Raw genomic sequence first — 14,616 nt, forward strand, 5'->3', positions numbered from 1 at the left:
TAGAAAAACTCGCCCTTAAAACTCGATTCCGACCTGCGCCTTCACGCCGGAACGGAAAGGATGCTTGATCATCTCCATTTCGGTGACCAGATCGGCAAATTCAATCAGTTCGTCCTTGGCGTTGCGGCCAGTGATGATGACATGCTTCATTTCCGGTTTCTGTCTCAGCGTCTCGATGATCTCGTCGATCGGAAGGTAATCGTAACGCAGTACGATATTGAGCTCGTCGCACAGCACCAGGTCGTGCTCGTCGTCGAGGATCATCTCCTTCGCCCGCTCCCAGGCCTGGCGCGCCGCATCGATGTCGCGCTGGCGGTCCTGTGTCTCCCAGGTAAAACCCTCGCCCATCGTCGCCAGCGTCACCTGATCGGGAAAGGCATCGAGAACCTTGCGCTCGCCGGTGCCCCATTTGCCCTTCACGAACTGGACGACGCCGACTTTCATGTCGTTGCCGATAGCGCGAAAAATCATGCCGAATGCGGCGGTGGATTTGCCTTTGCCCTTGCCGGTGTGGACGATCGTCAAACCCTTTTCGACAGTTTTGGTGGCGATGATCTTGTCGCGTGCGGCCTTCTTCTTCTTCATCTTTTCCGCATGGCGCGCATTCAGTTCCTCTTCCGAGAGGTTTTTCAGCTTTTCAGATTTTTCAGCCATGTCCGGAGAGCCTTTCCATTTTGTTGTCGCCAAGGGCACGCAGGTCAAACTGCGCCGAATTTGATCGCGGTGTCCACAGTCCGCGGGTAATCGCCTCATCCAGCCGCCCGGCAATTTCGCGCAGCGCCGGCTGGTTGTGTTCTTCGATGAAAGCGCGCACGTCATCATCCATGATAAAGGCCTGGTACACGGCCTCAAAGTGATGGTCACGCACCGCGCCGGTCGTCGCCGAAAAGGCGAAGAGATAGTCCACGGTCGCGGCGATCTCGAATGCCCCCTTATATCCGTGCCGCATGACACCGTTGATCCATTTGGGATTGACCACGCGGCCGCGCACCACACGGGCGATTTCCTCGTCCAGGGTGCGGATGATCGGCTTTTCCGGCCGTGAATGGTCATTGTGATAGATCGTTGGGCGCGCGCCGGAAAGCGTTTCGACCGCCGCCGTCATGCCGCCTTCGAACTGATAATAATCGTCGCTATCGAGAAGATCGTGTTCGCGGTTGTCCTGATTCTGGACAACCGCCTCGACCGATTGCAGCCGCTTTTCGAAAAGACCGCGCTCGGCCTTGCCCTGCGTCTTGGCCCCGTAGGCATAACCGCCCCAAACGAGATAGGCCTCGGCTAGATCCTGCTTTGTATCCCAGCCCTTCTCGTCAATCAGCGCCTGCAGCCCTGCGCCATAGGCTCCCGGCTTCGAACCGAAGACACGGTATCCGGCTCTCTCGGCTGCCTCGTTCTCATCGACACCTGCATCGACCAGGGACCGCCGCTCCGTGCGCATGCGTTGCGCAATAGGATTGTCTGCTGCGTCTTCATCCAAGGCGCCGATAGCACGGATCGCCTTGTCGAAGAGTGCAATCTGGTCCGGAAACGCATCACGGAAAAAGCCCGATATGCGCAAGGTAACATCGACGCGGGGCCGGTTCAGCAGTGCAAGCGGAACGATCTCGTAACCGATGACGCGGCGCGAGGCATTGTCCCATACAGGCTTCGCGCCGATCAGCGCCAGCGCCTGGGCGATGTCATCGCCGCCCGTGCGCATGTTGGACGTGCCCCAGGCGGTGAGGCCAAACGACGTCGGCCATTCGCCATTGTCCTGCGTATAGCGCGCAATCAGCATTTCCGCCGATTTCCTGCCAAGCTCCCAGGCCGCCGGCGTCGGTACACTGCGGCTGTCAACCGAATAGAAATTGCGCCCGGTCGGAAGCACATCGGCGCGGCCCCGTGTCGGTGCGCCGGACGGGCCGGGTTCGACGAAGCGGCCGCAGAGCCCGGCGATGAGCCCATCGATTTCGGCATTTCCGCATTGTTGAACGATAGGCTTCAGAGATTTTTCGATACCGGCAAGCACCGCGGTCGTATTGGCCCAGCCATCGGGGCACTGCAGCGCACCGGAAACAAGCTGCTGGGCCGCAAGTTCCACGCGTTCCACCGCATCGCCCGCCGTGCGCCACGGATCGGTTGACAGCGCACTCAGCACGTCCGGCCTCGGTCCCGTCCAGGATTTCGCCATCTCGCAATCAAGCGGATCAAAGCCAAGCTCCAGATCCAACGCAATCGCGCGCTGCAGACTGACATCCGCCCCCTCGCCTGCCCCCCTCGGAACACGGGCAAGCGCACAGACAAGATCGTCCAGCAAAATGCCTTCCGGTGACCTGCCGAATATGTGCAACCCGTCACGTATCTGCATTTCCTTCAGATCGCAAAGATAGGCATCGAGCTTTTCAAGCGCCGCATCGTCGCTGTCGCCGGATGAAATGCCGGCATCCATATCGAGACCGATGTCGCGGATGAGATCGAGGATCTGCCCTTTCAGGAGACGCAGCCGCCGTGGGTCACCACCCGCCGCCTCGTAATATTCATCAACCAGCGCTTCGAGATCCTTCAACGGGCCATAGCTTTCGGCCCGTGTCAGCGGCGGTGTCAGATGGTCGATGATGACGGCGGCCGTGCGCCGCTTGGCCTGCGTGCCCTCGCCCGGATCATTGACAATGAACGGGTAGAGATGCGGCACCGGGCCGAGCAGCGCTTCGGGATAACAGGTTTCAGACAGAGCCAGCGCTTTGCCGGGCAGCCATTCGAGATTGCCGTGCTTGCCCATGTGGACGATCGCATCGGCGCCAAATTGCTCTCTCAGGAAAGCGTAGAAGGCGAAATATCCGTGTGGCGGCACAAGGTCCGGACAATGGTAGCTCTGCTTGGGATCGATGTTGTATCCGCGCGCTGGCTGAATGCCGACCATTACTTTGCCGAAGCGACTCAAAGGAAGGGCAAAGCTGCCCGAAGCCTCAAGAAAATAGGGATCGCTTTCCGGCTCACCCCAGCGCTCTAGAACCGCTTTGCGAATTGCACCCGGTAGCCCGTCGAAAAAAGCGCGATAGTCCGCAAGGGCAATCGTTTCCCGGATTTCGCGCGCATCGACCGCGGCATTGGTCGGCCCGGCCATCAGATGGCGCATCAGCGCGTCGCTGTCTACAGGCGCGTTCTCAACCGTATATCCGGCCTCGCCCATGGCGCGCAGCACCTCGATTGTGCCCGCGGGCGTGTCGAGACCGACGCCATTGCCGAGCCGCCCGTCACGGTTCGGATAATTCGCCATGATCAGCGCAACGCGGCGTTCGTCCGGCCGGCTGCGCCTCAGATTCGCCCATCGGGCGGCAAGTCGCGCCGTAAACGCCACCCGGCCCCGTTGTGGTTCATGTGTAACGATGTTGGCCTCGACCGCCTCATCGTAAAAAGCCGCCGATTTGAAAGAGACCGCACGGCTCAACACGCGGCCATCAACCTCGGGAAGCGCCACATTCATGGCAAGATCGCGCGCTGTCAGGCCTTGCGGTGAGCTTTGCCAGGCATCAAAGGTGGAGCCTGAAAAAATCGCCTGCAGCACCACGGCGCCGGTCGATTCCAGCACTGTTGTCTTGCGTTCGCCGCCCGGTGACGAAACCGCAAATCCGGTCGCATTGATGACCACATCCGGAGGGCAATCGGCAAACAGCGCTTCGACCGTTGCGACGGAAACGGGGTCTTTTAGGCTGGACACAAAGATCGGCAGCGGCTGGACGCCCTCACCCCGCAGGGCGTCGATCAGCGCCTCGACCGGCTGCGTCTGCCCGCTTTGCACCAGGGCACGGTAAAAACAGATGGGAACCACCGGTTGGGCATTGTCTTTCGCAACCACATCATGCAGCGACGGATTGACATGGCCGGGCCACCAAAGGCCCGATTTCAAAAGCGGCGCAGCCTCCTGCGGCTTTTCGGCCTTGCCCAGCAATGCCGAGCAATATTGCAGGAACGAAACAGCGTTTTGCGCCCCGCCCTCGATCAGATATTGCCACAGTGCCTGAACATCCTCGCCCGGCAATGTGCAGAACTGCGCAAGACCGGGGTCCGGCTTGTCGTCCCCCGGCAGCACCGCCATCGCCATGCTGTTGCTCACTGCAGCGCCATGCAATGCCTCCAGCGCATAGGAAAAGTAACTCGCACCGCCAAGCGCCCGCACGATAATCAGCTTCGCCTTGCCGGCAGTCCGCTCGACATAGGTGTCGACCGACATCGGGTGGCGAAGCTCCATCAGGTTGGCGAGGCGCAAATCGGGTGCGGTTTCACCCAGGGCAGAACGCGCCGTTGCAAGGCTTGCAAGTTCCGTGTCGGCCGCAGTCAGGAACAGCACATCCCCTGGCGTCTGCCCAAGATCAACGGCTTCGTCACCGTCCGCTATCGATCCTTTCTGGGCAAGAAGCAGATGCATGGTTTCGGTTAGCCTTTTTGAGCGGCCTGACGGATCGCCTCGGCAATTTCTGCCTGGTCGATGTCATGCAGACCGATAACGACAAGCCGCGTTCCGGGCTGTTCACCCGGTGACCATGGGCGATCGAAATAGCTGTCTATCCGCGCGCCAACCCCTTGCACCACAAGACGCATCGGCTTACCGGGAATATGCGCAAAACCCTTCAGACGCAGGATATCATGGCCAGCAATGATGCTCTTGAGAGACTCGATAAAGGAATCCTGATCGGCAATCTCGCCGGTCTCGACGACAAAGCTCTCGAATTCATCGTGATCGTGATGATGGTCTTCGCCGGCCTCATGGGCGGCTTCGTGTTCAATCTCGTGATGGGACTTGCGGTTATTGATGTCGTTTTCCGTTTCCATGCCGAGACCCAGCAGCACCTTTGACGGCACCTGCCCCTGGTGCGATGTCACCACGGCAGGACTGCGTCGCGACCGGCCGGTCACATCCGCCCGCACGGCCTCAAGTCCTTCCGCATCGACTAGATCAGCCTTGTTGAGAATGATGAGGTCGGCGGCGGTCAGCTGATCTTCGAACAGCTCTTCCAGAGGACTTTCATGATCGAGCGCATCGTCAGCCTTCCGCTGTGCGTCCAGCCTGTCGTGATCGTCCGCAAACCGGCCACCGGCAACGGCCGCGCTGTCGACAACCGTGATCACACCGTCAACGGTGACTTGGGTCTTGATGCCCGGCCAATTGAAGGCGGCAACGAGCGGCTGTGGCAATGCCAGGCCCGAGGTTTCGATAACGATGTGATCGGGACGCTCGTCGCGTTCCAGCAGTTTTTCCATCGTCGGAATGAAATCATCGGCAACGGTGCAGCAAATGCAGCCATTTGTCAGCTCGACAATATCGTCCTCGGTGCAGTTTTCCGCGCCGCAGCCCTTCAGCACCTCGCCATCGACGCCGAGATCGCCAAACTCATTGACGATGAGCGCAATTTTTCGCCCGGCCGCCTCGCTCAGGAGGTTGCGGATCATTGTGGTTTTTCCGGCTCCCAGGAAACCGGTGATGACCGTCGCGGGAATTTTCTGTCCCTGCATGGTATTCTCAACCCTTCATTTTCAGCGGCAATCCGGCCGCTATAAGGTAAACTTCATCCGCCTTTTCAGCGATCATCTGATGCAGCCTTCCGGCATGATCACGAAATTCGCGCGCCATCCTGTTTTCCGGCACGATGCCAAGGCCCACCTCGTTTGAAACCAAGACGATCGCACCACCAAGACCGCCAAGGCAATCGGCCAGTTGCAATGCCTCCGCATCTACATCCCGTTCTTCCATCATCAGGTTCGTAACCCAAAGCGTCAGGCAATCCACCAAAACGGCCCGATCTTCTCCGGACTGTTCCTGCAACACATCGACAAGCGCCAGCGGCTCTTCGATGGTCCGCCATGAACCGCCGCGGCGCTGTTTGTGTTGCCGGATACGTTCGTCCATTTCCTGATCGAATGACCGGCCCGTGGCGACATAGACAGCCTCCAGGCCGGAATCGATGATCAACCGCTCCGCATGAGCCGATTTACCCGAGCGGGCACCGCCGAGGACAAACGTCGTGCCGGAGCGATTGAGGCTCATTACTGCGTGCGCCCGTACCGTTCCATCGCGCCGCCAAGCAACATCCCGAGAACAACCCAGAAGAAGGCCGTCGTCGCCAAGGCCGCTACGGCAAATTCCGCACCGAGCAATGCCGGAACATCACTTGTGATGTCGGTCGGCTGCGGAGCGCCGTAAAGATGCGGCGCGGCCAGCAGGACGACACCCAGAGCCTTTGCCCAGGCAGCATCGCGCAGCACCAGGAAATAGAGACCAATCGCTGACAGGACCACGGTCGCCAGCCACCAGCTTTGACGCTCCAATAGGTCTGCTGCCGGAAATCCGGGCAGTTCGGGCGGCAGACCGATTGCCGGGAAGAACTGGAATGCAAGCCATCCGGCCGCGCCCCAAAGAACGCCGTTCCGCAAGGTGATTTCCATACCGGTCAAGAGGCTGGCCGCCAGAAGAATCAGGCCGAAGCCTGCCCCGGTAACCAGATTGGCCATCAGCGTGCCGCCGAACCGGTCGAGGCCGAACAGAATCCCGCCGGTCTCCCCTTCGTCGCCATGCGCCTCATCTCCGTGAGCGTATGCTGCCGCTACAGGGCTGAACTGCTCCGCCAGCAAATAAAACCCCGGTAGCGGCGCGACCGTGCTGTGCTCGGTTTCGCCGCCGGTGTTTTCATATTGTTCCGCGTGCAGGATAAGCGGTGTGACTTTGAGCTCCTGCGCGCCTGTCATCAGCACACCGGAAAGCAGGCCTGCCACGATCGCGGCAAGCAAAAAACGGATAATCATGTCGCTTCAATTCCCTAGTGGCAGGGAAAGCCATAGGAGTGACGGGTATCGTGCGCAGTGTCGTGCAGCACGGCCGAATTGGCCAGCCCGGCTCCATAGACGAGAAATACGCCGAGCAACAGCGCCGAAAGCGCGATCGTCATGCGTTGCGTGCCGCTCAGTGAAACGGCAGAAGAAAGTGATTGTACAGCCATAGCAACCTCCGTGTCTGGCCCGGGAACATCCCATTGCAGTGCGGGCATAATCGCCCTTTACGAATGGCAGGTTTCCTGGCTCGCGGATCGACCGGCCTGACGGCCCGTCCGACTTCCCCTCACCTTCCCAAAGTGTTGCGGTACAAAGGCGGACGATTCGCAGATTTCTAGAGGCGTCCAGCCCGGTTCATTGCACCGCCACTTCAGTGGCTTTCCACCGGAGCCACGCTTTCTTCTTTTGAACGAAAGCTCGCAGTCCGGCGGTTGGGGTCGCCTATCCGCTCTACAGTCGCGGGGTCGGCTGCGATTAAAGCGCCCGATTTGGGTCCACCCGTCGCATTCCCATTTGATCCTAAAGGCTTTGCCTTGGTCGGACCATTCGTAGCCTGATTGATAGGCCCTGACGCAAGGCGCTGTCAATCGTGAAAGCGTCACATGACGTTTCCAAAACGAACGCCCGGGTCGTGGCGGCTGCCTGCATGGACCGATTGGATGGTGATGGAGATTATGCGGCCGTCGGCAAATTGAACTGCTCTTGCGGGAAACTGATCCGGTTGCGACCGTCCTTTTTCGACTTGTAGGTGAGCAGATCGGCCTGGCGCAAAGCGGTTTCGAGTTTCTGGCCATTGCAGTACCTGACAAGACCTATGCTGATCGTCAGCCTGATTTCATGTGTACCGAAGAGAAAGACGTTGCGTTCGACCGCATGACGCAGCCGCTGAGCGACTTGCCACGTTTCACGCGCGGTGCCTCGATTGAGCGCCACCGCGAACTCCTCGCCGCCAAAGCGCGCAACAACATCGTCGGCACGCAGATTGATGCGGAAAAGATCGGCAACCTGCTGCAATATGGCGTCCCCGGCATCATGCCCATACTTGTCGTTGACCTGCTTGAAATGATCAAGGTCGATGACAAGAAGCGCACTGCTGTCTCTTTGCTGCTTGTCTTCGCGGTTTTTTCTGCTTTTCAGCAAATCGAGGAACGCACGTCTGTTGAGCAGACCGGTAAGATGGTCGGTCCGGGATAGAAGCCGGAAATAATCTGCCGCCACATCCGCACGCGCCTGAAGCAGGACCACGTAGAGTATGAACGGCACGGCGACGATCGACGTAATCTTCAGGCACAAAATGATATTGGCTATGCGTTCCGCACCCGTCAGATCGGCATTGAAATAGGCATTCACGCCCTGGGAGAACAGGATAATAGCCACAAACAGCAGCAGCGATCGCGCAACGATCGGGCGCATTCTGCTTTTTAAGACGCCGGAAAACGTCAAATCCGGGTATATCACCGCGGCCTCCTACACAAGCGTTGCCAAAACAATGCCGGAACATCGGCACCGTAGCTGCCTATGGTCGGAATCGCGCATCCACACCTGTGCATCAGCGAAACCCGGCCCAAGGGCAGAGCAATATTCATTCGCCTGCCTGCTGCCGTTTACACGGTTCAGGCGATCCAGGCTTTAAGTAAGCATGGATTTGGCCAATTTCATTTTGGCCGAATAAACTACCTACACATTAGCGTGAAAACACCAACACCAGTTTAGGAAACACGGTTAGCGGCGAGTTAATGACAGGCCCGGAAAATTAGCCGAATCCGGGGAAATCAGGACTTATCAGACCATCCAACTGTGCCGCGATCCGGTCGAGTGCGCTGTCCACTTCAGCGCGGTAGTTGACGTCGCCGCCGCTAACACCAAGGTCGGACAGATAAAGCCGGCGAAACGCGTCGTCTTCGAACAATCCGTGGAGATAAGTACCTGCCACACGGCCATCCTTGGACATTGCCCCATCGGCATGATCGTTGATCCTGCAGAACGGCCGGGCGCAATCTGGCCCTTGTGTGCGCCCGAGATGAATTTCGTAGCCGGACAGCGCAACGTCGTAAGGCACGCTCCATGCCTTGGAATTGCGCACGGTCTTCGCCGGTTCCATGATTGTTTCGACGTCCAGCAACCCCAGGCCGTCGATTTCGGTCACATCACCTTCGATGGCGTCCGGATCGCTGACCTTGCTACCGAGCATCTGAAAGCCGCCACATATGCCGATAACGCGGCCACCTCGGCGAACATGCTGTTCCAATTCCCGGTCCCAGCCCTGCTGCCTGAACGCGACAAGATCTGAGATGGTGGATTTTGACCCCGGAACGACGACCAGACCGGCATCCTGCGGAAGCCTGTCACCCGGACGCACCATGACGATTTCCACGTCCTTTTCCGCTGCAAGAGGATCAAGGTCGTCGAAGTTGGCAATGCGGTCGAGAACGGGAACGGCCACCTTCAGCGCCTTGCCTTCGCCGCGCGCCATACGCTCAAGCACAACGGAATCCTCCGCCGGCAACCGGCCGGCGTCGGCGAGCCACGGGATGACACCGAAGCAAGGCCAACCGGTGAAGCGCTCGATCTGCGCGATACCGTCGTCAAAAAGCGATACATCGCCACGAAACTTGTTGATAAGATAGCCGACAATCATTTGCCGGTCTTCCTTCGGCAGGATCTTATGCGTGCCTACCAGCGAGGCGATGACGCCGCCGCGGTCGATATCACCCACGAGAACAACCGGCACATTAGCCGCCGTCGCAAAGCCCATATTGGCAATGTCATTGGCGCGCAAGTTGATTTCCGCAGGCGAGCCGGCCCCCTCTACGATGACCAAATCGGCATCGCCGTTGACCGTTTGCCAGCTTTCCATCACCGCTGACAGAAGCTTGCTTTTCAGACCCTGATAATCGCGCCCGCCGGCCTGACCCCAAACCTTGCCCTGAACCACGATCTGCGATCCGGAATTGGATTGCGGCTTGAGCAGAACCGGGTTCATATGAACAGAGGGTTCAACACGGCAGGCCATAGCCTGAAGCCACTGCGCCCTGCCTATTTCACCGCCATCATCCGCAACAGCCGCATTGTTCGACATGTTCTGCGGTTTGAACGGGCGCACCTTCAGGCCGCGATTGGCGGCCAGCCGGCAAAGCCCGGCCACCAGCACGGTCTTGCCGACATCCGACCCGGTACCCTGAAGCATGATCGCCTTTGTCATGGCCGATTGCTATCACTGTAAACCGGTGCTGCAAAGCCAATAAATCTGCCTGTATGAGGCTTAACACCGAAGCGATAGCGTGCGCCGCTCCGTGGGCCTATTCGTCAGTAGGAAAGTGGACGACATTATCGGCAAATCTTGTACGCTCACGCCGCCCGGGCTGCCTCTCAACCTCTTCTGCTGCGGTTTTCTGCCCCAGCATCGCAAAGTTCAACCCCTCATCCTGAATGACCCTTATCAGTGACGGTGAACTCGCGAAAACGCCATGTTTCATCAATCCACCATCTGTAATTCCGGAAAGATCGACGACGGTGATGCCAAGCGACTGCCATGTCGCAATATCCTTGCCCTCGCCCACCCGCGGATTTCCCCGCCTGGCAATTCGCGAAGCCTGAAGGGCCTGGTCCTTTGACGAGACAAACATAACGAAAGGACGAGGCAACGGTTTGATCATTTCCACCTGTTTCACGAACACCTGCTCATCAATGTCAGGCGCTGCCAGAACCACGGCGTTGACCGATCGCAATAATCTCTGATTACCGCTCAGGCTGGCCTGTCTAAGGGTTTCCATGACCAGCAGGGAGCCCATGGAGTGCGCTACGACAAAGGTCTTTCTGGCGCGTGACCGCCTTAACAACTCAAGCGTCTGAAGCAATCCGTCACGGGCAAACTGAACGCTGTCACGATCATAGAGATAACCCTCAAGCTTGCCGGCCGAGGGCCAGGAATAGCTGACGGGCAAGGCTCGAACATTGTAATCCCGGCGCAATTGCGCATGCCGGTAAACGCTTTCACCAAACTTCGTGTTGTAACCATGCACAAAGACGAAGGCGACACGCTCTTCCTGTGGGCGACCAGCCATCTCTGCATTTATCGCTTCGACGAAGGCAGTCTCATCGTCGACCGATTTGATTTGCACCGCTGCAAATTCCTTCGACGGATCAGGTTTTTCCTCCGGACCTACGATCTTCCCGACTTTCCTGTCCTTGGGAACAGAAACGGCGATTTCGGAAAAATTCAGCCGCTCGCTCCTTTCTCCGGAAAAACGCATGTCGTCTTTGCCCGTCGGTGCGCGCATTGTGGCAACGAAAACACGTTCAATATCTGCGACCACAGTGTCGGCAGGAACCAAGGGAACGTCCCATTTCGACGTCGAGCATGCCGTCAGCGCAAAAACAACACCAACTGTTGAAATGGTTTTCAATATAGCAATGTGCCGGCGGTTCGAGCCGGTCGAGAATGATCCTGTCACGTAATCCCCTCGCGTACAGACTATTCTCGCCCCCAGCAATCGAACCTAAAGTAATCAAACCGCCGCGAGTAATAATATTTTGTAATGTTTGGAAAGGAACTGTTTGTCAGCCGGCAAGGCCAACCGCCGGGCAGACTGTTAGACTACAGTTGAGTGTGAAAACAGGTATCGCCTGTTACGCGACAACCGCGCGACAGGAGACCCTGGGCGCGGTGTGGCCATCATACTCATGACCGCTTCGCCAATACGCGCGAAGATCGCTGGCACCCCGGTACGCAGTACCTGATCCGGAGCGGACGGCGGTATTCCCGCCGCCCTTCCGTTCTAGGGGAATAGTGTTACCGGACAGTTAGTGAGACCTTAATCAAACCTAAATTCTGCACTTTTATTTCAGTCTTTTACCTGCCCGCGCAGGAAATTGATGATGCCCGAAAAATCGGTGTTTTCTTCACCCACCGCATTGAAGAGCGCATAAAGCTGCATTGCGCTGGCGCCAAGCGGGGTGACGGCACCGGCACTCTGCGCCGCTTCCTGTGCAAGTTTCAGGTCCTTCAGCATCAGCGCCGCGGCAAAACCCGGCTTATAGTCGTTGTTTGCCGGCGAAGTCGGGACCGGCCCCGGAACCGGACAGTAAGTGTTGATCGACCAGCATTGGCCCGACGATGTCGATGCAACGTCAAACAACGCCTGGTGCGACAGGCCCAGCTTCTCGGCCAGCACAAACGCCTCTCCGACGCCGATCATCGAAATTCCAAGGATCATGTTGTTGCAGATCTTGGCCGCCTGTCCGGCGCCGTCGTCACCGCAATGCACGATACGTCCGGCCATCGGGTCGAGGATCGGCTCAGCCAAGGCAAAGGCTTCGGACGAACCACCCGCCATGAACGTCAGCGTGCCGGCTTCAGCGCCGCCAACACCACCCGATACCGGGGCATCGATGGACAGCATGCCCTTTTCGGCAGCCATTTCATGCGCGCGCCGTGCGCTGTCCACATCGATAGTGGAAGAATCGATGAAAAGCGTTCCGGGTTCCGCCGCCCCCAAAACGTCGTCATAGACTGCAAGAACATGCCTGCCCGCGGGCAGCATGGTAATAACCACCTTGGCATTGCGAACAGCATCAGCAGCCGAATCGGAGATACCGAGCCCATTGGACCTCGCCTGATCCAGGTTGGCTTCCACGAGATCGAAACCGGTAACCTTGAGGCCGGCCTTGACCAGATTGGCGGCCATCGGGTTGCCCATATTACCAAGACCGATAAACGCAATGTTTGTCATGAATAACTCCCGTCCCGTGACGCTCAGTCGCCTATTGCGTCAGATTGCGGGCGATGATGACCCGCATGATCTCGTTGGTTCCTTCAAGAATCTGGTGCACACGCAAATCGCGGACCAGCTTTTCAACGCCATAGTCGGCAAGATAGCCGTAGCCGCCAAACAGCTGCAGCGCATCATTGGCAATATCGAAACCGGCATCGGTCACATAGCGTTTAGCCATGGCCGACCATTTGCTTGCGTCAAAGGCCTTCTGATCCAGCTTGTTGGCGGCGGCGTATAGAAGCAGTCGCGAAGCCTCCAGTTCCGTTGCCATATCGGCCATCTTGAACTGCAGACCCTGGAACTGATTGATCGTCTTGCCGAAGGCCTTGCGTTCGGATGTATAGGCAACAGCCTTGTCGAAAGCAGATTGCGCACCACCCAAGGAGCACGCTGCAATGTTAAGACGGCCACCGTCGAGGCCCGCCATTGCTATCTTGAAGCCCATGCCTTCATGATTGATGCAGTTTTCGGCAGGCACACGGCAATTGTCGAAATTCACCTGGGCGGTGGGCTGAATGTGCCAGCCCATCTTGGCTTCCTGCGCGCCAAATGAAATGCCGGGCGTATCCTTTGGAATAACAAGCGCTGATACGCCGGAGGCCCCCTCCTCGCCTGTCCTGACCATCGTGACATAGATGTCGTTCATTCCAGCGCCCGAAATGAACTGTTTCGAGCCGTTTACCACATAGCTGTCACCATCACGCACGGCCCGTGTCTTGAGCGCCACGGCGTCCGATCCCGAGCCGGGTTCCGTCAGGCAGTAGCTGGCTATCTGCTCCATCGAGGTGATGCCGGGCAGAAACCGCTCGCGCAATTCTTGCGACCCGAATTCATCGATCATCCAGGCGGCCATGTTGTGGATGGAGATGAAACTGGAAAATGCCGGGCAGGCCTGCGCCAGCGCTTCAAAAATCACCACGGCATCGAGGCGGCCAAGGGCGGATCCGCCGACGTCGTCACCGACGTAGATGCCGCCGAGGCCAAGCGGCGCCGTTTCTCGTATGACATCCACCGGAAAGTGTTTCTTCTGGTCCCATTCGATTGCATTCGGAGCAACCCGGTCAGCCGCGAAAGCGCTCACCATCTCCTGTATCGCCCGCTGTTCTTCCGTCAGACCAAAACGTTCCTGCTGAGCATCGACTATCCCATCCATCACAATTCTCCCTGAAGCTACCGGGCAACCACTCCCGATTCTATCGGTTGCCTCCGCTTTCGGGTCGCCAAAATCAAACAAACGACCGTTCATTTCCATGAACCATTTTTGCGCGGTTTGGTAAAGGCCACAGCGCCAAAATTGATCATAAGTCGTATTTCGCGACTAATTTCCGCATTTGGCATATTGTACCCGACATGATTTTTCCGCAAACTTGCAGCAAGGGTAACCGAACATGACATCGGGAGGGTGCTTGTTCCATGCGTCAGAACCAAATGCAAAATGCCGTTCTCTGCGCTTCCGGTGCAAGGGGGATGCTTGCGGCGGTTTTGGGGCTTTTTACGCTGACAGCCTGCACCACCTCAAATTCCGGCCTGACCACGGTTTATTACAAGGTTCCGGGCACTACAGTTGAGCAGATAAACGAACAGATAGCCCGACGCGGCCCGCAAAACGGCCACGCCATCGGCACCACCGAAACCCGCATGACGCCGAAGGTGAGAACGCGGCGCGAGAACGGAAAGTGCAGAATTGAACATGCGGAGGTCGGGCTGGACCTGAAGGTCACGTTGCCGCGGTGGTCTGAATTGAACAAGGCTGACGGCAAAACCCGATCCGCATTCGAGAGACTAAGCGAACATGTGGTTTGGCATGAGCAGCAACATGTTGAAATTTCGCAAAAACATGCCAGGAAGATCGAAGAGGCGCTGACAAAGGTTCCCCCGCAGGAGAGCTGCCGTCAACTGATGGTCAAGGCCAGGGCGCTGTTCAAGTCAATGTTCGAGAAACACAACAACGAACAACGCGGTTTTGATGCCGCCGAGCGCACAGCCATCGAAAGACGGCTGCGTTCCCTTGGGCTGGCGGGTTAACCCACCATCCTCC

The 14,616-nt window shown here is 57.9% G+C and carries 12 protein-coding genes and 1 riboswitch; of the genes, 1 reads left to right on the forward strand and 11 read right to left on the reverse strand.

Going from position 1 to position 14,616, the window contains the following annotated elements:
* Positions 1 to 15: 15 nt before the first annotated feature.
* The 11 genes from cobO to ABVT35_RS15820 all read right to left on the reverse strand — a co-directional run bounded on the left by cobO (position 16) and on the right by ABVT35_RS15820 (position 13,722).
* Positions 16 to 654, reverse strand: a complete 639-nt coding sequence (gene cobO / locus ABVT35_RS15770; RefSeq protein ID WP_368467540.1) for a cob(I)yrinic acid a,c-diamide adenosyltransferase — start codon at positions 652 to 654, stop codon at positions 16 to 18.
* Entirely contained in the window at positions 647 to 4,405 is a 3,759-nt protein-coding gene (cobN, locus tag ABVT35_RS15775; RefSeq protein ID WP_368467541.1) for a cobaltochelatase subunit CobN, read from the reverse strand. Before cobN ends, cobO begins: the two co-directional genes overlap by 8 nt.
* 8 nt (positions 4,406 to 4,413) lie before the next feature.
* Positions 4,414 to 5,490 carry a cobalamin biosynthesis protein CobW gene (gene cobW / locus ABVT35_RS15780; protein WP_368467542.1) on the reverse strand — a complete coding sequence of 359 codons (1,077 nt, stop codon included), beginning with the start codon at positions 5,488 to 5,490 and terminating at the stop codon, positions 4,414 to 4,416.
* 7 nt (positions 5,491 to 5,497) lie between these two features.
* Entirely contained in the window at positions 5,498 to 6,022 is a 525-nt protein-coding gene (cobU, locus tag ABVT35_RS15785) for a bifunctional adenosylcobinamide kinase/adenosylcobinamide-phosphate guanylyltransferase (RefSeq protein WP_368467543.1), read from the reverse strand.
* Positions 6,022 to 6,777 (reverse strand): CbtA family protein, encoded by a 756-nt coding sequence (locus tag ABVT35_RS15790; RefSeq protein WP_368467544.1) that lies wholly within the window; start codon positions 6,775 to 6,777, stop codon positions 6,022 to 6,024. The genes cobU and ABVT35_RS15790 overlap by 1 nt, the downstream gene beginning before the upstream one ends.
* 14 nt (positions 6,778 to 6,791) lie before the next feature.
* Positions 6,792 to 6,971, reverse strand: coding sequence for a CbtB-domain containing protein (locus tag ABVT35_RS15795; protein WP_368467545.1), 180 nt, complete (start codon positions 6,969 to 6,971; stop codon positions 6,792 to 6,794).
* Positions 6,972 to 7,018: 47 nt separating this feature from the next.
* A riboswitch (cobalamin riboswitch) is annotated at positions 7,019 to 7,366 on the reverse strand.
* 110 nt (positions 7,367 to 7,476) lie between these two features.
* Positions 7,477 to 8,262, reverse strand: coding sequence for a GGDEF domain-containing protein (locus tag ABVT35_RS15800; protein WP_368467546.1), 786 nt, complete (start codon positions 8,260 to 8,262; stop codon positions 7,477 to 7,479).
* A gap of 295 nt (positions 8,263 to 8,557) precedes the next feature.
* The gene (locus ABVT35_RS15805) at positions 8,558 to 10,006 is read right to left on the reverse strand and encodes a cobyric acid synthase (RefSeq protein ID WP_368467547.1); all 1,449 of its coding nucleotides are present in this window, start codon (positions 10,004 to 10,006) and stop codon (positions 8,558 to 8,560) included.
* A gap of 97 nt (positions 10,007 to 10,103) precedes the next feature.
* A complete protein-coding gene (locus ABVT35_RS15810; protein WP_368467548.1) occupies positions 10,104 to 11,258 on the reverse strand; it encodes an alpha/beta hydrolase in 1,155 nt (384 codons plus the stop codon).
* Between the two features lie 390 nt (positions 11,259 to 11,648).
* A complete protein-coding gene (mmsB, locus tag ABVT35_RS15815) occupies positions 11,649 to 12,536 on the reverse strand; it encodes a 3-hydroxyisobutyrate dehydrogenase (RefSeq protein WP_368467549.1) in 888 nt (295 codons plus the stop codon).
* 31 nt (positions 12,537 to 12,567) lie between these two features.
* Positions 12,568 to 13,722 carry an isobutyryl-CoA dehydrogenase gene (locus tag ABVT35_RS15820; RefSeq protein ID WP_368467902.1) on the reverse strand — a complete coding sequence of 385 codons (1,155 nt, stop codon included), beginning with the start codon at positions 13,720 to 13,722 and terminating at the stop codon, positions 12,568 to 12,570.
* A 269-nt stretch (positions 13,723 to 13,991) separates the two neighbouring features.
* Here ABVT35_RS15820 and ABVT35_RS15825 point away from each other — a divergent pair, with 269 nt between their 5' ends.
* Positions 13,992 to 14,603: a DUF922 domain-containing protein gene (locus ABVT35_RS15825; protein WP_368467550.1), complete on the forward strand. Its 612-nt coding sequence runs from the start codon at positions 13,992 to 13,994 to the stop codon at positions 14,601 to 14,603.
* Positions 14,604 to 14,616: the final 13 nt, after the last annotated feature.

It is taken from the genome of Hoeflea sp. TYP-13, from assembly GCF_040932035.1.
GTDB lineage: Bacteria > Pseudomonadota > Alphaproteobacteria > Rhizobiales > Rhizobiaceae > Hoeflea_A.